Annotated in this window: 17 protein-coding genes and 1 riboswitch; of the genes, 6 read left to right on the top strand and 11 right to left on the bottom strand. The window is 71.7% G+C overall.

Annotated features, from left to right (window positions below; all coding sequences use genetic code 11):
- Positions 1 to 199: 199 nt before the first annotated feature.
- Positions 200 to 2,083: an AAA family ATPase gene (locus tag ACIO9J_RS32740; RefSeq protein ID WP_402007553.1), complete on the top strand. Its 1,884-nt coding sequence runs from the start codon at positions 200 to 202 to the stop codon at positions 2,081 to 2,083.
- Positions 2,084 to 2,102: 19 nt separating this feature from the next.
- Here the strand turns inward: ACIO9J_RS32740 and ACIO9J_RS32735 are convergent, their stop codons facing one another.
- The 10 genes from ACIO9J_RS32735 to ribD all read right to left on the bottom strand — a co-directional run bounded on the left by ACIO9J_RS32735 (position 2,103) and on the right by ribD (position 10,568).
- Positions 2,103 to 3,176, bottom strand: a complete 1,074-nt coding sequence (locus ACIO9J_RS32735; protein WP_402007551.1) for a hemolysin family protein — start codon at positions 3,174 to 3,176, stop codon at positions 2,103 to 2,105.
- Positions 3,173 to 4,516, bottom strand: a complete 1,344-nt coding sequence (locus tag ACIO9J_RS32730; protein ID WP_402007549.1) for a hemolysin family protein — start codon at positions 4,514 to 4,516, stop codon at positions 3,173 to 3,175. Before ACIO9J_RS32730 ends, ACIO9J_RS32735 begins: the two co-directional genes overlap by 4 nt.
- A 199-nt stretch (positions 4,517 to 4,715) precedes the next feature.
- A complete protein-coding gene (locus ACIO9J_RS32725) occupies positions 4,716 to 5,165 on the bottom strand; it encodes a PH domain-containing protein (RefSeq protein ID WP_402007547.1) in 450 nt (149 codons plus the stop codon).
- 20 nt (positions 5,166 to 5,185) lie between these two features.
- On the bottom strand, positions 5,186 to 6,043 hold the full coding sequence (gene hisG, locus ACIO9J_RS32720) for an ATP phosphoribosyltransferase (RefSeq protein ID WP_402007546.1): 858 nt from the start codon (positions 6,041 to 6,043) through the stop codon (positions 5,186 to 5,188).
- Positions 6,044 to 6,104: 61 nt separating this feature from the next.
- Complete coding sequence (locus ACIO9J_RS32715) at positions 6,105 to 6,377, bottom strand: phosphoribosyl-ATP diphosphatase (RefSeq protein ID WP_030951748.1); 273 nt, start codon at positions 6,375 to 6,377, stop codon at positions 6,105 to 6,107.
- 35 nt (positions 6,378 to 6,412) lie between these two features.
- Entirely contained in the window at positions 6,413 to 6,898 is a 486-nt protein-coding gene (ribH, locus tag ACIO9J_RS32710; protein WP_402007543.1) for a 6,7-dimethyl-8-ribityllumazine synthase, read from the bottom strand.
- Between the two features lie 59 nt (positions 6,899 to 6,957).
- Positions 6,958 to 8,247 (bottom strand): bifunctional 3,4-dihydroxy-2-butanone-4-phosphate synthase/GTP cyclohydrolase II, encoded by a 1,290-nt coding sequence (locus ACIO9J_RS32705; RefSeq protein WP_402007541.1) that lies wholly within the window; start codon positions 8,245 to 8,247, stop codon positions 6,958 to 6,960.
- Entirely contained in the window at positions 8,244 to 8,843 is a 600-nt protein-coding gene (locus tag ACIO9J_RS32700) for a nicotinamide riboside transporter PnuC (RefSeq protein ID WP_402007709.1), read from the bottom strand. Before ACIO9J_RS32700 ends, ACIO9J_RS32705 begins: the two co-directional genes overlap by 4 nt.
- 44 nt (positions 8,844 to 8,887) lie before the next feature.
- Positions 8,888 to 9,508 carry a riboflavin synthase gene (locus ACIO9J_RS32695; RefSeq protein ID WP_402007539.1) on the bottom strand — a complete coding sequence of 207 codons (621 nt, stop codon included), beginning with the start codon at positions 9,506 to 9,508 and terminating at the stop codon, positions 8,888 to 8,890.
- Position 9,509: 1 nt separating this feature from the next.
- Positions 9,510 to 10,568, bottom strand: coding sequence for a bifunctional diaminohydroxyphosphoribosylaminopyrimidine deaminase/5-amino-6-(5-phosphoribosylamino)uracil reductase RibD (gene ribD, locus ACIO9J_RS32690; protein WP_402007707.1), 1,059 nt, complete (start codon positions 10,566 to 10,568; stop codon positions 9,510 to 9,512).
- Between the two features lie 212 nt (positions 10,569 to 10,780).
- A riboswitch (FMN riboswitch) is annotated at positions 10,781 to 10,911 on the bottom strand.
- A 290-nt stretch (positions 10,912 to 11,201) separates the two neighbouring features.
- On the opposite strand from ribD, the gene ACIO9J_RS32685 reads away from it, so the two are divergent.
- From ACIO9J_RS32685 to ACIO9J_RS32675, 3 genes are all read left to right on the top strand, one after another.
- On the top strand, positions 11,202 to 13,529 hold the full coding sequence (locus ACIO9J_RS32685; protein WP_402007537.1) for a chitinase C-terminal domain-containing protein: 2,328 nt from the start codon (positions 11,202 to 11,204) through the stop codon (positions 13,527 to 13,529).
- A gap of 116 nt (positions 13,530 to 13,645) precedes the next feature.
- The gene (locus ACIO9J_RS32680) at positions 13,646 to 14,542 is read left to right on the top strand and encodes an RNA polymerase sigma-70 factor (protein ID WP_402007535.1); all 897 of its coding nucleotides are present in this window, start codon (positions 13,646 to 13,648) and stop codon (positions 14,540 to 14,542) included.
- An 86-nt stretch (positions 14,543 to 14,628) separates the two neighbouring features.
- The gene (locus tag ACIO9J_RS32675) at positions 14,629 to 15,375 is read left to right on the top strand and encodes an SDR family oxidoreductase (RefSeq protein ID WP_402007533.1); all 747 of its coding nucleotides are present in this window, start codon (positions 14,629 to 14,631) and stop codon (positions 15,373 to 15,375) included.
- A 77-nt stretch (positions 15,376 to 15,452) separates the two neighbouring features.
- Here the strand turns inward: ACIO9J_RS32675 and ACIO9J_RS32670 are convergent, their stop codons facing one another.
- Positions 15,453 to 16,625 carry an ROK family transcriptional regulator gene (locus tag ACIO9J_RS32670; protein ID WP_402007532.1) on the bottom strand — a complete coding sequence of 391 codons (1,173 nt, stop codon included), beginning with the start codon at positions 16,623 to 16,625 and terminating at the stop codon, positions 15,453 to 15,455.
- A gap of 98 nt (positions 16,626 to 16,723) precedes the next feature.
- Between ACIO9J_RS32670 and ACIO9J_RS32665 the strand changes: the two genes are divergently transcribed.
- Both ACIO9J_RS32665 and ACIO9J_RS32660 read left to right on the top strand, forming a co-directional pair.
- Complete coding sequence (locus ACIO9J_RS32665; RefSeq protein WP_402007530.1) at positions 16,724 to 17,935, top strand: MFS transporter; 1,212 nt, start codon at positions 16,724 to 16,726, stop codon at positions 17,933 to 17,935.
- Between the two features lie 156 nt (positions 17,936 to 18,091).
- The gene (locus ACIO9J_RS32660; RefSeq protein WP_402007528.1) at positions 18,092 to 19,471 is read left to right on the top strand and encodes a uracil-xanthine permease family protein; all 1,380 of its coding nucleotides are present in this window, start codon (positions 18,092 to 18,094) and stop codon (positions 19,469 to 19,471) included.
- The last annotated feature ends 138 nt before the right edge of the window (positions 19,472 to 19,609 follow it).

Raw genomic sequence — 19,609 nt, 5'->3', positions numbered from 1 at the left:
CCCGCCCGCCCGATCCCGCGGTGCGGCACCCTACGGCCGACCGCTCCCCCGCAGGTACGATGCATCTCGGTGCGCCTTTCGGACGGTCGCAGCTCTGCGCACCGAGTCAACTCCCGTCCGCAGCACGGCGGTTCAGCGAAGTGGCCGACGGGCACCGCCCGACGGTACGCACACGGGGGCACGGTTTGTGGGGGACGTGATGGACTTCGACGCGGTGGGCTCACCCGCCCCGGCCGACCTCGCCTGGCTGAGGGGCGTCGACGCCTACACGATGGGCGCGTATCCACAGGCGGAGGAGGAGTTCCGCACGGCGGTGCGGATGGATCCGGGGATGGCCGACGGCTGGCTCGGACTGCACGCGCTGCGCATCGACACGACGACGGCGCTGCTGCGGATGTTCCAGCACAGGGACCGGTTCGGGGAGCAGCGCGCCCGGCACACCAGGACCCTCAACTCCTGGTACTGGCTGGGCTGGTGGGTCCAGCCCGTCCTGGAGAGCACCCGCGACCTGCTGCTCGCGCACGCCTCGCACTGGCTGGACGGGCGCCATGTGCCCGAGCTCGACCGGGCGCTCGCCGGTCTGCCGCCGGTCGACGCGGACGCGCAGGTCCGCTTCCTGCACGCCTGCCGCTCCTATCTGGTCAAGGACTGGGAGCAGTTGGTGCGGCACACCGACCCGCTGATCGACGATCCGATGCTGGGCATCGAGGCCGGTCTCTTCGGCGGCATGGCCCGGGTGCGCCTGGAGATGTACGGCCAGGCGGATCCGCTGCTCTCGGCCGCCCTGATGCGCTGCCGCAGCGAGCAGCCGCAGCGCAAGGAGCTGCGCTACTGGCTGGCCCGCGCGCACGAGGGCACCGGGCGCTCGGCGGCGGCCCTGCCGCTGTACCGCGCGGTGCACCGGGTGGACCCCGCCTTCATGGACACCTCCGCGCGGCTCGCGGCGATCGCCGAGGGCGACGGGTACGACGAGGCGGCCGATCTGGCCGCCGCGATCAGCCTGGCGGGGGCGAGCCCGGACCTGCTCGAAGGGCCCGACGGCATCGAGCCGCTGTTCGGCACGGAGGGGCGGGACCTGAAGGTCACCGACCCCCAACTGCCGCCGGTCGGCGGGCCGCCGGGGCCTTCGGAGACCGACGCGGTCCGCGAGAAGGCGATCATCCCGATCAAGGCGGGCCCGCCGCAGCTGCCGCCGGGGCCCACCGACCCCGCGCTCCTGGAGGCCGCGCTCGCCGAGCTGGAGCGCATGGTCGGCCTCGAACCGGTCAAACGCCAGGTCAAGGCGCTCTCCGCGCAGTTGAACATGGCGCGTCTGCGGGCCGCGCAGGGCCTGCCCGTACAGCCGCCGAAACGACACTTCGTCTTCTCCGGCCCCTCGGGCACCGGCAAGACCACCGTGGCCCGCATCCTCGGCCGGGTCTTCTACGCCCTCGGACTGCTCGGCGGCGACCATCTGGTCGAGGCCCAGCGCGCCGATCTGGTCGGCGAGTACCTGGGCCAGACCGCCGTGAAGGCCAACGAGCTGATCGACTCGGCGATCGGCGGCGTGCTCTTCGTCGACGAGGCGTACTCGCTCTCCAACTCGGGCTACGGCAAGGGGGACGCGTACGGGGACGAGGCGCTTCAGGTGCTCCTCAAGCGCGCCGAGGACAACCGCGACCACCTCGTGGTGATCCTCGCCGGCTACCCCGAGGGCATGGACCGGCTGCTCGCCGCCAACCCCGGGCTCTCCTCGCGCTTCACGACCCGCGTGGACTTCCCCTCGTACCGCCCCCTGGAGCTCACCTCCATCGGCGAGGTCCTCGCCGCCGACAACGGAGACGTGTGGGACGAGGAGGCCCTGGACGAGCTGAGGTCCATCAGCGGGCACGTGGTCGACCAGGCGTGGATCGACGAGCTCGGCAACGGCCGCTTCCTGCGCACGCTGTACGAGAAGAGCTGCGCCTACCGCGACCTGCGCCTGTCCGGCTACCCGGGCTCCCCCGACCGCGACGACCTGTCGACGCTGCGCCTGCCGGATCTGATGCAGGCCTACGGAGAGGTGCTTTCGGGGCGGGGGCCGCAGAACCCCTTGAGCGGCTGAACCCGCCCCGTGCCACCGGTCAGCCGACGAGTGCGGTGTCCCTGACCTCCTGCGCCGGGGAACGCGGCAGCGCGATCCGGTGCGCCGGGTCGCGGACCTCGCCGACCAGGAGCTCCAGGACGTCCTCCAGGGCGACCAGGCCGAGCACCTTGCCCGAACCGTCGGCGACCTGCGCCAGATGCGTCGCGGCGCGGCGCATCACGGTCAGGGCGTCGTCCAGCGGGAGTTCGGCCCGCAGGGTCGTCATCGGGCGCCACACCTGCTGCGGAACGGCGCGGTCCGTCTCCTCCAGGTCCAGGACGTCCTTGACGTGGAGGTAGCCCATGAAGGCGCCGTTCTCCGCGCGGACCGGGAAGCGCGAGTACCCGGTGCGCCCGGTGAGTTCGACGACTTGGCCCGGGGTGACCGAGGGGCCCACGGTGACCAGGGAGGCGCGGTCGAGGAGGACGTCCGTCACCGGGCGCGAGCCCAGTTCGAGGGCGTCCTCCAGGCGCTCCTGCTCCTCGGGGTCGAGCAGTCCGGCCTGGCCCGAGTCCTCGACGAGCCGGTTCAGCTGCTCGCTGGTGAAGACCGCCTCGACCTCGTCCTTGGGCTCCACCCCGAAGGCCTTGAGGACGACCCTGGCACAGGCGCCGAGCGCCACCGTCACCGGGCGGCACAGGCGTGCGAAGGCGACCAGGCCGGGGCTGAACCAGAGCGCGGTCTTCTCCGGCGCCGCCATCGCGAGGTTCTTCGGGACCATCTCGCCGATGACCAGGTGGAGGAAGACGACGACGGCGAGCGCGATCACATAGCCGAGCGGATGGATCATGCCGTGCGGCAGCCGGACCGCTTCGAACACCGGCTCCAGGAGATGCGCGACGGTCGGTTCGGCCACCGCGCCGAGCGTCAACGAGCAGACGGTGATGCCGAACTGGGCCGCCGCCATCATCTGCGGCAGGTGTTCGAGGCCGTACAGGACCTGGCGGGCCCGCTTGGACTCCAGGGGCTCGATCTGGCTGCGGCGTACGGAGACGAGGGCGAACTCGGCGCCCACGAAGAAGCCGTTGGCGAGGACGAGCAGGACGGCGAAGAGAAGTTGCAGCAGACTCATCGGACCGCCTCCACGACGGACGTACGGACCGCGGTGTCCGCGTCGGCGACGATCCTGACCCGCTCGGCGCGGTAGTGCCCGACCTGACGCACCGCGATCCGCAGTCCGGGGAGTTCGGCGCGGTCGCCGGGTGCGGGGATGCGGCCGAGGAGATCGGCGACGAGGCCCGCCACCGTCTCGTAGGGCCCTTCGGGCACGTCGAGCCCGATGCCCCGCAGCGTGTCGACGCGGCAGCTGCCGTCGGCGTCCCAGACGGGCCTGCCGTCCTCGGGCGGCGCCGCCGACAGCTCGGGCACGTCGTGCAGGTCGTGCTCGTCACGGACCTCGCCGACGATCTCCTCGACGATGTCCTCCAGGGTGACCACGCCCGCCGTGCCGCCGTACTCGTCGACGACGACGGCGATGGGCTGCTCCTTGCGCAGCCGTCCGAGGAGGAGCTGCACGGGCAGCGTCTCCGGGACGAGCAGCGGGGCCTGCGCGATGCGGCTCACGGGCGTCCGCAGACGCTCGTGGGCGGCGACCGCGAGGGCGTCCTTGAGGTGCACCATGCCGACGATCTCGTCGATCCGCTCGCGGTAGACGGGGAAGCGGGACAGGCCGGTGGCCCGGGTCAGGTTCACCACGTCCTCCGCGGTCGCCGACGACTGGAGGGCGCTGACCTTCACGCGCGGCGTCATGACGTGCTGCGCGGTCAGTCCGCCGAGCGAGAGGGTGCGCACGAACAGGTCGGCCGTGTCCTGTTCCAGGGCGCCGGCCTGCGCCGAGTGCCGGGCCAGGGAGACCAGTTCACCGGGGGTGCGGGCGGACGCCAGCTCCTCGGCGGGCTCGACGCCCAGGGTGCGTACGAGACGGTTGGCCACGGTGTTGAGCAGCGCGATCACCGGCCGGAACAGCCGTGAGAAGGCGTGCTGCGGGCCCGCGACGAATCGCGCGACCTGGAGGGGCCGGGACACCGCCCAGTTCTTGGGCACCAGTTCGCCGATGACCATCTGTACGGCGGAGGCGAGGAGCATGCCGACCACCACGGAGACACCGCCGACCGCGCCCCCCGGGATGCCGGCCGCCGTGAACGGGCCCGCGAGCAGGTGCGCGAGGGCCGGTTCGGCGAGCATGCCGACGACGAGGGAGGTGATGGTGATGCCGAGCTGGGTGCCGGAGAGCTGGAAGGACAGCTCCTTGAGGGCACCGACGACCGTGCGGGCCCGACGGTCACCGTCGGCCGCGGCCTTCTCCGCGTCCGGGCGTTCGACGGTGACGAGGCCGAACTCGGCCGCCACGAAGAAGCCGTTGGCGAGAATGAGCAGGAATGCCGCCCCGAGAAGCAGCAGAGAGGCTGTCATACCGCCGCCTCCCCGGTCGTGCCGGTCCCGGTATGTCGGGAGGGGGCGGCGCAGGTACTACAGGACGATCCGTCCATCGCCGGAGGGAGTCACTCCTCGGGTAGCAGGAGCCCCTGGGGAGCCTGGCGGGCTCGGCAGGAGCGGGGCGGCACACCATGCGTGCCCCGCCACCAGATTAATCAAGACCGGGCGCGCGGCGTCAGTCCCCGCGAGCGGTGCGGGCGTCGGCGAGCGCGCGCAGGGCGCGGGCGTCGCCGATGGCCTGCTGCCTGGCGATGCCCGGCTGGATGCCGAGGGCGGGCAGGCTGGTGCCGTCGCTCAGGTTCAGGAACACCCAGGGGTCGCCGGGGCGCAGGTTGACCTGCACGATCTCGGCCCAGGCGAGCCGCCGCCTGGTGGCGATGTTGACGACGGTGACGCCGGACTCGTCGGCGACCACCTTGGGCCTGCTGAGCAGCACGAGCACGCCGCAGAGCAACGCGCCGGTGAAGACGAAGCTGGTCCGCTCCCCCGGGCTGAGCGTGGGCAGCAGGAAGGCGATCACCGTGAGCACCACGAACATCGCGGCGCCGGCGGCGAGCAGGACGGCCCGGGTCCGCGTCGGCCGGAAGGTGACGGGCAGGGCGGGCGGGACGGGTGCGTCGGTCATGGCGGGAGTCTCCTGCCGGGTCAGAGGCGGCAGGCGTGGATGGCGGTGGTCAGGATGGCCCGCGCGCCGATGGCGTACAGATCGTCCATGATCCGCTGGGCCTCCTTGGCCGGGACCATGGAACGGACGGCCACCCAGCCCTCGTTGTGCAGCGGGGAGATGGTCGGCGACTCCAGGCCCGGGGTGAGGGCGACGGCCTGCTCCAGGTGCTCGGCGCGGCAGTCGTAGTCCATCATCACGTACGACCTGGCGACCAGGACGCCCTGGAGGCGGCGCAGGAACTGCTCGACCTTCGGCTGGACGGCTTCGTCGGTGTCGGCGCCGGAGCGCCGGATGACGACCGCCTCGGACTTCATGATCGGCTCGCCGAAGACTTCGAGGCCCGCGTTCCGCAGCGAGGTGCCGGTCTCCACGACGTCCGCGATGACCTGGGCGACGCCCAGCTCGATGGCGGTCTCGACGGCGCCGTCCAGGTGGACGACGGAGGCGTCGATGCCGCTGTTCGCGAGGTGCTTGGCGACGATTCCCTCGTACGAGGTGGCGACGGTCTTGCCCGCCAGGTCCTCGATGCCGTTCGCGGTGCCGGGCTTGGCGGCGAAGCGGAAGGTGGAGCGCGCGAAGCCGAGCGGCAGGATCACCTCGGCGTCGGCACCGGAGTCGATCAGGAGGTCCTGTCCGGTGATGCCGATGTCGAGCTTGCCGGCCGAGACGTAGATCGCGATGTCCTTGGGCCGCAGGTAGAAGAACTCCACCTCGTTCTCGGGGTCGACGAGGACGAGTTCCTTGGACTCCTTGCGCTGCTGGTATCCGGCCTCATGGAGCATCGCCGACGCAGGTCCGGACAGTGAACCCTTGTTGGGGACGGCGATGCGCAGCATGAGGTCGGATTCCTTTGCGTGACGGTGAGTTGGGCGGAACGGACGAAAGGTGCGGTACGGCTCAGAGGTGGGCGTACACGTCGTCGAGGGAGATGCCCCGGGCGACCATCATCACCTGTACGTGGTACAGGAGCTGGGAGATCTCCTCGGCGGCGGCTTCCTTGCCCTCGTACTCGGCGGCCATCCACACCTCGGCGGCCTCCTCGACGACCTTCTTGCCGATGGCATGGACGCCCTTGTCGACCAGCTCGGCGGTGCGGGAGGTCGCGGGGTCGCCGTTGGCGGCCTTGTGCTGGAGCTCGGTGAAGAGCTCCTCGAAAGTCTTCTTGGACATGATGCCGTTCACTCTACGCGGCCGCGCGGCGCCGCTCAGCGCCAGGGTTCGGAGACGGTACGCAGCGTGGTGGCGGTGGCCACGGCCGCGGTGACCGCTTCGTGTCCCTTGTCCTCGTGGGATCCCTCGATGCCCGCACGGTCCAGGGCCTGCTCCTCGGTGTCGCAGGTCAGGACGCCGAAGCCGATCGGGACTCCGCTGTCGACGGAGACCTGGGTGAGGCCCTGGGTGACGCCCTGGCACACGTACTCGAAGTGCGGGGTGCCGCCGCGGATGACGACGCCGAGCGCGACGATCGCGTCGTAGCCGCGTCCGGCGAGGACCTTCGCGACGACCGGCAGCTCGAAGCTGCCCGGCACGCGCAGGACGGTCGGCTCGCTGATGCCCAGCTCGTGCAGGGCGCGCAGGGCGCCGTCCACCAGGCCGTCCATGACCTTCTCGTGCCACTGCGCGGCGATCACCGCCACCCGCAGGTCGCCGCAGTTCTTGACGCTCAGTTCGGGTGCACCCTTGCCGCTCACGCGCTTCTCCTTGTGTTCGTACGTGTTCGTTGATCGGTGCTTGCTGGTTGCCGCAGGGCCTACTGGTTGCCGCAGGCCGAGACGCCGGGGGCGTCGAGCCACGGCAGGTCGTGCCCCATCCGGTCCCGCTTGGTGCGCAGGTAGCGCAGGTTGTGCTCGCCTGCCTTGACGGGCATGGGCTCGCGCCCGGTGACCTTCAGGCCGTGCCGCAGGACCGCGGCCGTCTTGTCGGGGTTGTTGGTCATCAGCCGGACGCTGCGTACGCCGAGGTCGTCGAGGATCCGGGCGCCCGCGCCGTAGTCCCTGGAGTCGGCGGGCAGGCCGAGCTCCAGGTTGGCGTCCAGGGTGTCGCTGCCGCGCTCCTGGAGCTCGTAGGCGCGCAGCTTGGAGAGCAGGCCGATGCCGCGCCCCTCGTGGCCGCGCAGATAGACGACGACGCCGCGGCCCTCCTCGGTGACGCGCCGCATGGACGCCTCAAGCTGCGGGCCGCAGTCGCAGCGCAGGGAGTGGAAGATGTCGCCGGTGAGGCACTCGGAGTGCAGCCGGGCGAGCACGTCGTCGCCGTCGCCGATGCCGCCGTGCACGAGGGCGACGTGCTCGACGCCGTCGACGGTGGAGCGGTAGCCGTACGCCGTGAAGTCGCCGAAGGCGGTGGGCAGTCGGACCTCGGCCTCGCGGCGCACGGTCGGCTCCGACGAGCGGCGGTAGGCGATCAGGTCCTCGATGGAGATGATCGTCAGGCCGTGCTTGCGGGCGAAGGGGACCAGCTCGGGAAGGCGCAGCATCTTGCCGTCCTCGCCCGCGATCTCCACGATGGCCCCGGCGGGGCGCAGGCCCGCGAGGCGGGCGAGGTCGACGGCGGCCTCGGTGTGGCCGTTGCGCACGAGCACGCCGCCGGGCCTGGCGCGCAGCGGAAAGACGTGCCCAGGGCGTACGAAGTCGTCGGCCGATGCCTCGCCGCCCGCGAGGAGCCGGAGCGTGGTGGCGCGGTCGGCGGCGGAGATGCCGGTGCTCACGCCGTGGGCGGGCGAGGCGTCGACGGAGACGGTGAAGGCCGTGCTCATCGACTCGGTGTTGTGCTCGACCATCTGCGGCAGCCGGAGCCGGTCGAGTTCGTCGGTCTCCATCGGCGCGCAGATCAGGCCGCGGCACTCGCTCATCATGAAGGCGACGATCTCGGGGGTCGCCTTCTCGGCGGCGATGACGAGGTCGCCCTCGTTCTCGCGGTCCTCGTCGTCGACGACGACCACGGGGCGGCCCGCGGCGATGTCCTGGACGGCCTGCTCGACGGGGTCGAGGGAGAGGTCTTCGGCGTTGTCCGTGCTGTACCAAACGGGGGCCACAGTCATGCCGGGGCTCCTTCCATGACGGGCTGAGAGGCCGCCGCGCGGGAGCGCAGCCACCAGTCGCGCATGCCCCAGAGGACGAGGGCGAGGTAGACGACGTAGACCAGGCCGGAGAAGGCCAGGCCGCTGCTGAAGGCGAGCGGCACGCCGACCACGTCGACGAGCAGCCAGGCGAACCAGAACTCGACGAGCCCGCGGGCCTGGGCGACCATCGCGGCGAGCGTGCCCACGAAGATGTAGGCGTCCGGCCAGGGGTTCCAGGAGAGCGAGGGGACGGCGGCGAAGAGCGCGCCGACCGCGACCGTGCCGACGGCGGTGCCCGCGAGCAGGACGCCCCGCTCCTTCCAGGTGGCGAAGCGGATGGCGATGGAGCCGTCCTGCGCCTGCTGCCTGCCGCGCGTCCACTGCCGCCAGCCCCACAGCGCGACGCCGATGACGAGGAGCTGCTTGCCGACGCCGCCGGACAGCTGCGCGGAGGCGTACGCGGCGACGAGGATGACGCCGGAGAGGAACTGGGCGGGCCAGGTCCAGATCGAGCGCCGCCAGCCGAGCGCGAGGGCGATCAGACCGACGGTGTTGCCGATCATGTCGGACCACATGATGTGCTGGTCGAAGGCCGTGAAGGCCTCGGAGTTGAGCCAGTTCACCGGGTGGCCTCCTGATCAGGGACCTGGGCGCGGTCGCCGAGGAGGCGCTCCACGTACTTGGCGATGATGTCGACCTCGAGGTTGACCGGGTCGCCGGGCTGCTTGATGCCGAGCGTGGTCAGCGCGAGGGTCGTGGGGATCAGGCTGATGGTGAAGTGGTCGGGGCCCGCGTCCACGACGGTGAGGCTGACGCCGTCGACCGTGATGGAGCCCTTCTCGACGACGTAGCGCGCGAGGTCGGCGGGGAGCGAGACCTTGACGATCTCCCAGTTCTCGGACGGCTTGCGCTCCAGGACGGTGCCGACCGAATCAACGTGCCCCTGCACGATGTGGCCGCCCAGGCGCGCGCCGACCGAGGTGGGGCGCTCCAGGTTGACGCGCGAGCCGACGGCGAGCGCGCCGAGGCTGGAGCGGTTCAGGGTCTCGGCCATCACGTCGGCGGTGAACTCGTCGCCCTCGTGCTCCACGACGGTGAGACAGACGCCGTTGACCGCGATGGAGTCACCGTGTTTGGCGCCCTCGGTGACCACGGGCCCGCGCAGGCGGAAGCGGGAGGCGTCGGGGAGGTTCTCGACGGCGGTGATCTCGCCCAGCTCTTCGACGATTCCGGTGAACACGTCAGTGCTCCTTCGCTACGAGGGTCGCGGTGATGCGCAGGTCGGGGCCGATGCGGACGGTCTCGCTCATGTCGAGCCGCAACGCTTCGGTGAGGGTGGTGATTCCGCCGCCGGTCAGGACGGCGGTGCCCGCGCCGAGCAGGACGGGGGCGAGATAGCCGATGACGCGGTCGACGGCGCCGGCGGCGACGAACGCCCCGGCCAGCGTCGGGCCGCCTTCGAGGAGGACGGAGCGCACGCCGCGCGCGTGCAGCACGTCGAGGAGGGCCAGGACGTCCAACCCGCCCTCCGCGCGCGGCAGTCGGACCGTTTCCACGGCCTCGTGCGCGGGGGTGACGTCGGCGGCGACGGCGATCAGCGTGGGCGCCGCGTCGTCCAGGACGCGGGCGCCGGGCGCGACGGCCGTGCCGTTCGTGTCGAGGACGACGCGCAGCGGCTGCCTCGCGCCCTCGATGCCGCGTACGGCCAGGTGCGGGTCGTCGGCGCGCTGGGTGCCCGAGCCGACCACGACCGCGTCGCACTCGGCGCGCAGCCGGTGCACGTCGGCGCGGGACTCGGCGGAGGTGATCCAGCGGCTGGTGCCGTCGGCGGCGGCGCTGCGGCCGTCGAGCGTGGCGGCGTACTTCCAGGTGACGTGCGGGCGGCCGAGCCGTACGGAGGTCAGCCAGGCGGCGTTGCCCGCGGCGGCCTCGGCCTCAAGCAGGCCCTGCTCCACCTCGATGCCCGCCGCGCGCAAGGTGTGCGCGCCGCCGGTCGCGGTGGGGTTGGGGTCGCCGACCGCGAACACGACGCGGGCGATCCCCGCGTCGATGAGGGCCTGCGCGCAGGGTCCCGTGCGGCCGGTGTGGTTGCAGGGTTCGAGGGTGACGAGGGCGGTGCCGCCGCGGGCCCGCTCACCGGCCGCGCGCAGGGCGTGCACCTCGGCGTGCGGGCCGCCGGCGCGCTGGTGCCAGCCCTCGCCGACGGTCTCGCCCGCGGCGTCGAGGACGACGCAGCCGACGACCGGGTTGGGGCTCGTAGCTCCGAGACCGAGCGCGGAAAGCGCGACTGCGCGCCGCATGGCGGCTGCTTCGGCTACGGCGGTGGCCACCGGGTCCTCCTGCCTCTTCGGGCACGGACTCCGGGGCCTGTCGATGACGACAGAACGTACGGACGAGCACATCTGGAGCGACGCCTGCGCCGGAACGACACCTGTCCCCGGGAAACCCCAGGAACCGTCCCTGGAGGAGCCAGGAACGAGCCACTACGACGGCGTGCAAAGATGCCCGCCCGCCGCGCACTGCCTCCCATCCGGACTTTCACCGTCGGTCCAGGAATTTCACCTGGTCAACCGGTCGCTGGAGGCGACCGGGTCGCGGACTATAACCGCCGGTTCGGAATTACACCGACCCCGGAGTGCGCTGCTTCTGGTACGAGGCCAGTGTGCCACGCCTGATCGTCGGCCAGGCGAGCGAGGGGCTGTGGCCTGGCTCACAGGCGGAGCGGGGGCACACCTTCCGATCCGACGGCCCGCACACCGCCGAAGCCCGGCCATTTCAATTGGTCCATACCTATTGACCGCCTGGTCTAGTCCTCTTAACGTCTGCGTCACTCCCAGGAGAGGCCCGCCCGGTGTGCGCACACCAGGGGCCGCCGCCCTTGTTCGCCCCGCCGCGCCCCCGCGCGGCACCGAGCCTCCCCAGGAGGAACCGACGTGTCCCTCGTACGAACACGAGCAAGAACCACGTTCGTCGCCGCCGGCGCAGCCGTCGCCGGGCTGCTCCTGAGCGCCGTCACCGCGAGTACGTCCCACGCCGCCGACAACGAGTCCTGCAGACCCGACGGCCTGTACAAGACCCCAGGCGTGGACGTTCCCTACTGTTCCGTCTACGACAGCGCGGGCCGCGAGAAGATGGGCGCCGACCACCAGCGGCGCGTCATCGGCTACTTCACCGGCTGGCGCACCGGCAAGAACGGTGAGCCCGCCTATCTGGCGTCGGACATCCCGTGGGACAAGGTCACCCACCTCAACTACGCCTTCGCACACGTCGACAAGGACAACAAGATCTCCGTCGGCTCGGACGGCGAGAAGAACGCCGCGACCGGCATGACCTGGCCGGGCGTCGCGGGCGCGGAGATGGACCCCGGGTTCTCCTACAAGGGCCACTTCAACCTCCTGAACAAGTTCAAGAAGCAGCACCCGAACGTCAAGACGCTGGTCTCCGTGGGCGGTTGGGCCGAGACGGGCGGCTACTTCGGCGACGACGGCAAGCGCGTGGACTCCGGCGGCTTCTACTCGATGGCCACCAACGCGGACGGCTCGGTGAACCAGGCGGGCATCGACACGTTCGCCGACTCCACCGTCGCCTTCATCAAGAAGTACGGCTTCAACGGCGTCGACATCGACTACGAGTACCCGACGACGATGAAGGACTCGGGCAACCCGCTGGACTGGCAGCTCTCCAACGGCCGCCGCGCGGGCCTGGTCAAGGGCTACGCCGCGCTGATGAAGTCCCTGCGCGAGAAGCTCGACCGGGCGGGCGCCGCCGACGGCAGGCACTACATGCTGACCGTCGCGGCCCCCTCGTCCGGCTATCTGCTGCGCGGCATGGAGACCTTCCAGGTCCAGAAGTACCTGGACTACGTCAACATCATGTCGTACGACCTGCACGGCGCCTGGAACGAGTACGTGGGCCCCAACGCCTCGCTCTACGACGACGGCAAGGACGCCGAACTCGCGGCGGCCGGCGTCTACGGCAGCCAGCAGTACGGCGGCGTCGGCTATCTCAACACCGACTGGGCCTACCACTACTTCCGCGGCTCGATGCCCGCGGGACGCATCAACATCGGACTGCCGTACTACACGCGCGGCTTCAAGAACGTGCAGGGCGGCACCGACGGGCTCTGGGGCAAGGCGGCCACCACGAACTGTCCGGCGGGCGCCGGGCTCACCAAGTGCGGTGACGGCGCCGTCGGGATCGACAACCTGTGGCACGACAAGGACGCCAACGGCAAGGAGTCCCCGGCGGGGTCGAACCCGATGTGGCACGCCAAGAACCTGGAGAAGGGCGTCGTCGGGGACTACGTCACCAAGTACGGCTTCCCCGCCGACACCAAGCTGACCGGCACGTACGCCCGCAAGTACGACTCCACCCTGGTGGCGCCCTGGCTGTGGAACGCCGACAAGAAGGTCTTCCTGTCCACCGAGGACGAGCAGTCGGTGAAGGCCAAGGCCGACTACGTGGTCGACAAGGGCATCGGCGGCACGATGGTGTGGGAGCTCGCGGGTGACTACGCCTACAACTCCGCCAAGGGGCAGTACGAGATCGGCGACACGCTGACCACCGCTATGTACGACAAGTTCAAGTCGGCCGCCCCGTACGGCGCGAAGGTCGCGGGCCAGGACCTGCCGGCCAAGGCCGTCGACATCGGCGTGCAGTTCGGCGAGTTCAAGCTCGGCGACTCCAACTACCCGATCACGCCCAAGCTGAAGATCACCAACAACACGAAGACGACGCTGCCCGGCGGCACGGAGTTCCAGTTCGACTACGGCACCTCCGCCCCCGGCAACGCCTCCGACCAGTCCGGCTTCGGCACGAAGGTGATCAGCAGCGGCCACACCGGCAGCAACGTCGGCGGCCTCAAGGGCGACTTCCACCGCGTCTCGCTGAAGCTGCCCGCCTGGCAGACGCTGGCCCCCGGCGCCTCCGTCGACCTGTCGTTCAACTACTACCTGCCGGTCTCGACGCCCTCGAACTGGACGGTGAACATCGCGGGGACGACGTACGCCCTCGCCGGTGACCTGGCGCGCGGCACCACGCTGGTGGAGCCCGGCACCGGCACGGGCCCCACCGACCCGCCCGGCCCCACCGACCCGCCCGGCAAGTGCACCCCCGCCGCTTGGAGCGCGACGTCCGAGTACGGCAGCGGGAGCGTCGTGTCGCAGGACGGGCACACCTGGAAGGCCAAGTGGTGGACGAAGGGCGACAAGCCCGGCACCACCGGCGAGTGGGGGGTCTGGCAGGACCTGGGCGCCTGCTGACGGCTCCCCCGTGAAACGCCCGGCGGCGGGTTGACGCGCCCTTGCCCCGCCCCCGGGACCCCGGACGGCCCGGCCCCGGCGGGCCGGGCCGTCCGCCTCTCTGGGACGCTGGCGCGGTGAGTACAGCGACCACCCTGGCGGCCGAGTTCGAGTCCCACCGCCCGCGCCTGTTCGGCCTCGCCTACCGCATGCTCGGCTCCGCGCAGGAGGCGGAGGACGCCGTCCAGGACGCGTATCTGCGCTGGAACGGCGCCCGCCGCGCGGACATCGGGCAGCCCGCCGCCTGGCTCGCGAAGGTCGTCACCAACCTCTGTCTGAACCGGCTCACCTCCGCCCGCGCCCGGCGCGAGGAGTACGTGGGCACCTGGCTGCCCGAACCGGTGCTCACCGCTGGCGGCGCGCTCGGCCCCCTGGAGTCGGCGGAGCGGCGCGACGCGGTGTCGATGGCGCTCCTGGTCGTACTGGAGCGGCTCACCCCGACCGAGCGCGCGGTGTACGTGCTGCGCGAGGCGTTCGCGTACGGCCACCGCGAGATCGCCGAGGTCCTCGACACGAGCGAGGCCAACTCCCGCCAGCTGTACCGCAGGGCGGCGCGCGCGGTCTCCGAAGGGCGGGCCCGCTTCGAGCCGGAGCCCCGGCTGCGCGGGGAGTTCGTCGAGACGTTCCTCGCGGCGGCGCGGGACGGCGACGTCGCGGGCCTGGAGAAGCTGCTCGCCGCCGACGTGACCTGGTGGGGCGACGGCGGCGGCAAGGTCTCCGCGGCCCGCAGGCCGGTCCTGGGGCGCGAGAAGGTCGTACGGTTCCTGGTGGGCGGCATGCGGACCTTCGGCGCCGCGATGGACTTCTCGTACGCCGAGGTCAACGGCGCGCCCGCGGTGCTCGCGCGGGTCGAGGGGACGCTGGTGGGAACCGCCTCGTTCGAGCTGTCCGACGACGGCGCGGTCGTCGGGGTGCGGGCCGTGGTCAACCCGGACAAACTGGCGTTCGCGGAGCGCCAGCTGGCCTCGGTCTAGCTCCGGCTGTCACGTTTTCGGCGGCTGCCCGGTCTCAGCTGGTGACGGACGCGCCCCTGGCGTCCGCACTGCGAAGGAGACCTGTGATGACCACGATCCTGGTGACCGGCGGCACCGGAACCCTCGGCCGCCTCGTGACGGAACGGCTGCGTACGGACGGCCACGAGGTGCGCGTGCTCAGCCGCCGCTCCCGGCCGTACGCCGTCGACCTGCGCGAAGGCACGGGCCTCGACGCGGCGGTGGCGGGTGTGGACACGGTCGTGCACTGCGCGAGCACGCCGCGCGGCGGTGACGAGCGGGCCGCACGGAACCTCATCGAGGCGGCACGCGGCGCGGGCGTCGCACACCTGGTGTACATCTCGATCGTCGGCGTCGACCGGGTGCCGCTCGGCTACTACAAGTCCAAGCTCGCCGTGGAGCGGCTCGTCGAGGAGTCGGGCATCGGCTGGACGATCCTGCGGACCACCCAGTTCCACGACCTGGTCCTCTCGGTCCTGGAAGGCATGGCGAAGCTCCCGCTGATGCCGGTCCTCTCGGGCGTCCGCGACCAGCCGATCGAGGTCTCCGAAGTCGCCGACCGCCTGGCGGAGCTGGCCGGCGAAGACCCCGCGGGCCGGGTCGCCGACATGGGAGGCCCCGAGGTCCTCACGTTCACCGAGCTGGCCCGCGCCTACCTGCGCGCCACCGGCAAGCGCCGCGTGCTGCTCCCCGTACGCCTCCCGGGCAAGACGTTCCGCGCGGCACGCACGGGCGGCCACCTGACTCCGGAACTGGCCGTGGGCAAGGGCACGTTCGAGGAGTACCTGACGGCGCGGGCGAAGACGTCGCCCTGAAGGGGCGCGGGGCTGTGACATATGCGGCTCCGCCACGTGGGCGCGACAAGCCACGACGAGCCCGCGGACGGCAGCGCTCAGCGCTCTCGCGGCGATCCCCCGAAAACCTCGTCCTGAGCCGCGTCGCGCGCCGCGAGCAACGCCCCCCGCAGCACCGCGGACCCACCCAACGCGCTGGCGCGAACCTCCGTCCGCAGGGGCGACATCGCAGCCACGCGCCCCGTGACCCGCTCCGCCAGCTCCGCGCCCCCTGCCCGGCCGATCTCGCCCCCGAGAACTACACAACCGGGATCGAGCAACGCCGCCATCGCCGCCGCGCCGACCGCGATCCGCTCGGCGACGGCGTCGAGGAAGGCCCCCTCGTCCGCTTCCACCGCATACCGCACCACGTCCGCCGCACTCATGTCGGGCTTCACGAGCCCATGCTCCGCGCCCAGTTCGCGCAGGGCGTCCGCGCAGGCCAGCGAGTGGAAGCCGCCCTCGCAGCCGGTGGCGGACGGCAGGGAGCCGGTGCCCGGCACGGGCAGGAAGCCGATCTCTCCCGCGCCGCCCGACGCGCCCCTGCGCACCACCCCGTCGAGCACGACGGCCGCGCCGACGCCCTCGCCGAGCCAGAGCAGCACGAAGGTGTCCCGGTCGCGCGCGGCGCCGTCGCGCTGCTCGGCGCGGGCCGCGAGGTTGCTCTCGTTCTCCACCAGGACGCGAGCGCCGAACCGCTCCTGGAGGACCCCGGCGAGGCGCCGGTGCCAGGCGGGCAGCGACGTCGTGTCGTGCAGATCGCCGGTGGTGGGGTCGATGAGTCCGGGCGCGCCGATGCCGACGGTGTGCAGGCGCTGGACGCCGCCCTCCCGCGCCGCGCGTTCGACGAGCGCGACGGCGCCCTCCACGGCGCGCTCGGTGTCGCCGCCGATGGGCGCGGACGCCTCGGCGAGCACCGCGCCGAGCAGATCGGTGACGACGACGGAGACGCTCTCGGTGCGCACGTCGAGGGCGGCGAGGTGGGCCCGGTCGGCGACGATCCCGTAGAGCCGGGCGTTGGGCCCGCGCCGCTGGGCACCCGCCTCGCCGACGACCGTGATGAGCCCGGAGCCCTGGAGCCGCTCGACGAGGTCGGCGACCGACGGCCGTGACAGGCCCGTGAGCTGCTTCAACTGGTTCGCCGTCAGCGGGCCTTCGCTCTCCAGGAGGCCCAGCGCGAGCCGGTCGTTGATGGCTCGGGCGGTACTCGGTGAGGCAGGCGAGACAGGCATGGCCGGATCCTCCCACAAAAAGGCGTCTATTTATCAGGCAGGCTTCCTGATAGTTTACGTCGCCGGATCGGGGCAGCTCTCGGGAGGGGCGGAACGGGATGAGTGAAGTGGTTTTCGACAAGGACCGGCTGAGGCGGGCGCGGATCGCCGTCGCGACCGTCTTCTGCGTGCACGGCGCGGTCGCGGGGTCGTTCGCGACCCGGGTGCCCTGGATCCAGGATCACGCCGACGTCAGCGCGGGCATGCTGGGCCTCGCCCTCGCCTTCCCCGCGCTCGGCGCCTCCGTCGCGATGCCCCTGGCCAGCCGGATCAGCCACCGCTTCGGCGCCCGCACCGCGCTGCGCGGACTGCTCGCGATGTGGACCCTCGCCCTGCTCCTGCCGTCGCTGGCGCCGAACCTGCCCGCGCTCTGCGCGGCGCTGTTCGTGTACGGCGCGACGTCGGGCATGTCGGACGTGACGATGAACGCGATCGGCGTCGAGACCGAGACCCTCATGAAGAAGTCGATCATGTCGGGGCTGCACGGCATGTGGAGCGTCGGCGCCCTGATCGGCTCCGCGGCGGGCACCGTCGCCGCCCATCTGGGCTCGGACGCCCGGCTGCACCACGCGCTCGCCGCCGCCGCGCTCACCGTGCTCGGCCTCGCCGTCTGCCAGGGCGTCCTCGACGTACAGGCGGAGCCCGAGGAGGAGGCGCCGCCGCGCTTCTCGCTGCCGCCCAAGTCGGCGCTGCTCATCGGCGCGGTCGGCTTCTGCGCGGTCTTCGCCGAGGGCGCGAGCCTGGACTGGTCAGCGGTCTACCTGCGGGACGTCATGGACAGCTCGGCCGGTGCCGCCGCCGCCTGCACCACCGGCTTCACGCTCACCATGGCGATCGCCCGGCTCGCCGGCGACGCGGTGGTGAACCGGTTCGGCGCGGTGCGCACGGTGCGGGCGGGCGGTGTCCTCGCGGCGGCCGGCGGTCTCCTGGTGGTCCTCGCCTCGCACCCGGTGATGGCCATGAGCGGCTTCGCGCTGATGGGCCTCGGCATCGCGGTCGTGGTCCCGCTCGCCTTCGCCGCGGCCGGGCACAGCGGCCCCAACCCCAGCCAGGCCATCGCGGGCGTCGCCACCATCACGTACACCTCGAGCCTGATCGCCCCCTCGGCGATCGGCGCCCTGGCCCAGGCGACCAGCCTGGTGACCTCCTTCGCCCTGGTCACCGTGCTCGCCTGCGGCCTCACGGTCTTCGCCGGCGTCCTGCGCACGGGCGGCCGCACGGCGGCGCAGGGCGCGCCCGCGGACGCGGCGGCGCACGGACCGAGGACCTGAACGGAGGTCCCGGCCCCGCGGGGCGTCCGTCCCGACCTCGGCACGGACACCCCGCGACGGGGCGAAGCCGCACTTACGTCGCATTAACATGGCGTCGATCATTTCCGGCCACCAGGACCGGGCCCGGTTCGGCGCACAGAAAGCGACTTACTCACCATGGATCTCGGCGTGCGCTGGAAACTGCACGGCGACGGGCGCACCCCCGCGCCCGGAGCCGTCGTCCGTCCCGACGAGCGGCTCTCCTGGCCGCGCACCTTCGGGCTCGGCGCCCAGCACGTGGTCGCCATGTTCGGCGCATCTTTCGTAGCACCCGTACTCATGGGTCTCGACCCGAACCTCGCGATCATGATGTCCGGTGTCGCGACCGCCATCTTCCTGCTCGCCACCCGCGGCCGTGTGCCCAGCTACCTGGGCTGCTCGCTCTCCTTCGTGGGCGTCGCCGCGGTCATCCGCGCGCAGGGCGGCTCCAGCGCGACGGTGACGGGCGCGGTCCTCGTGGTCGGCGCCGCGCTGTTCCTGGTGGGCCTCGCGGTGCGCAAGTTCGGGGCGCGGATCATCCACGCCGCCATGCCGCCGATCGTCACGGGCGCCGTCGTCATGCTGATCGGCTTCAACCTCGCGCCGGTCACCGCGGCCACCTACTGGCCGCAGGACCAGTGGACGGCGCTCCTGGTCATGCTGTTCACCGGGCTTGCCGTGGTCTGTCTGCGCGGCTTCTGGTCGCGCATCGCGATCTTCCTCGGGCTGATCTTCGGGTACGCCATCTCCTGGCTCTTCGACCAGGTCTTCGGCAAGATCCACTCGGCGGACGCCTCCGGCAAGGTCGTCGACCACTGGCGCCTTGACCTCTCCGCCGTCGGCAACGCCGACTGGGTCGGTCTGCCGTCCTTCCACGCGCCGAGCTTCGAGTGGTCGGCGATCCTCGTCGCGCTGCCCGTCGTCATCGCGCTGATCGCGGAGAACGCGGGCCATGTGAAGGCCGTCGGCGAGATGACCGGCGACAACCTCGACGACAAGCTCGGCACCGCGATCTCCGCCGACGGCGCCGCCTCCATGCTCTCCACCGCGGTCGGAGGACCGCCCAACACCACCTACTCCGAGAACATCGGCGTGATGGCGGCGACCCGCGTCTACTCGACGGCCGCGTACTGGGCGGCCGCCTGCTTCGCGCTGCTCTTCGGCCTGTGCCCCAAGTTCGGCGCGGTCGTGGCCGCGATCCCCGGCGGCGTACTCGGCGGCATCACCGTCATCCTGTACGGCATGATCGGCCTGCTCGGCGCCCAGATCTGGATCAACGCCAAGGTGGATCTGCGCAATCCGCTGAACCTGGTCCCGGCCGCCGCGGGCATCATCATCGGCGTCGGCGGGGTCTCGCTGAAGTTCACCGACAACTTCCAGCTCAGCGGCATCGCGCTCGGCACGATCGTCGTGATCACCGGCTACCACGTCCTGCGGGCCTTCGCCCCGCCGCACCTCAAGTCCCAGGAGCCCCTGCTGGATTCGGGCACCTCGACGTACGACGAGGAAGAACGCTAAATCGGCTGGACGCGGTGCGCGCCGTCTGAATAAGGTGCGCACCATGTCCAGCCCCGAGTCCGACAGACTCCGGCCACCGGTCGTCCGGTGGCCTTTCGTGCGCTCGCACTGACGTTTCCGCTGCCCTCGCGCAGCCGT

It is taken from the genome of Streptomyces sp. NPDC087300 (assembly GCF_044744425.1).
In the GTDB taxonomy this organism is placed as follows: domain Bacteria; phylum Actinomycetota; class Actinomycetes; order Streptomycetales; family Streptomycetaceae; genus Streptomyces.
The sequence above is the reverse complement of the archived record's forward strand: the minus strand, read 5'-3'. Positions and strand labels throughout refer to the sequence as shown.

Bases quoted from the DNA above. Each gene is read 5' to 3' on its own strand.
- ACIO9J_RS32675 (WP_402007533.1), top strand. From the start codon at position 14,629: ATGACCACGATCCTGGTGACCGGCGGCACCGGAACCCTCGGCCGCCTC.
- ACIO9J_RS32735 (WP_402007551.1), bottom strand. From the start codon at position 3,176: ATGAGTCTGCTGCAACTTCTCTTCGCCGTCCTGCTCGTCCTCGCCAAC.
- ACIO9J_RS32730 (WP_402007549.1), bottom strand. From the start codon at position 4,516: ATGACAGCCTCTCTGCTGCTTCTCGGGGCGGCATTCCTGCTCATTCTC.
- ACIO9J_RS32670 (WP_402007532.1), bottom strand. From the start codon at position 16,625: ATGCCTGTCTCGCCTGCCTCACCGAGTACCGCCCGAGCCATCAACGAC.
- ACIO9J_RS32715 (WP_030951748.1), bottom strand. From the start codon at position 6,377: ATGTCCAAGAAGACTTTCGAGGAGCTCTTCACCGAGCTCCAGCACAAG.
- ACIO9J_RS32700 (WP_402007709.1), bottom strand. From the start codon at position 8,843: ATGTGGTCCGACATGATCGGCAACACCGTCGGTCTGATCGCCCTCGCG.
- ACIO9J_RS32705 (WP_402007541.1), bottom strand. From the start codon at position 8,247: ATGACTGTGGCCCCCGTTTGGTACAGCACGGACAACGCCGAAGACCTC.
- ACIO9J_RS32740 (WP_402007553.1), top strand. From the start codon at position 200: ATGGACTTCGACGCGGTGGGCTCACCCGCCCCGGCCGACCTCGCCTGG.
- ACIO9J_RS32665 (WP_402007530.1), top strand. From the start codon at position 16,724: ATGAGTGAAGTGGTTTTCGACAAGGACCGGCTGAGGCGGGCGCGGATC.
- ACIO9J_RS32725 (WP_402007547.1), bottom strand. From the start codon at position 5,165: ATGACCGACGCACCCGTCCCGCCCGCCCTGCCCGTCACCTTCCGGCCG.
- ACIO9J_RS32660 (WP_402007528.1), top strand. From the start codon at position 18,092: ATGGATCTCGGCGTGCGCTGGAAACTGCACGGCGACGGGCGCACCCCC.
- ribD (WP_402007707.1), bottom strand. From the start codon at position 10,568: ATGCGGCGCGCAGTCGCGCTTTCCGCGCTCGGTCTCGGAGCTACGAGC.
- hisG (WP_402007546.1), bottom strand. From the start codon at position 6,043: ATGCTGCGCATCGCCGTCCCCAACAAGGGTTCACTGTCCGGACCTGCG.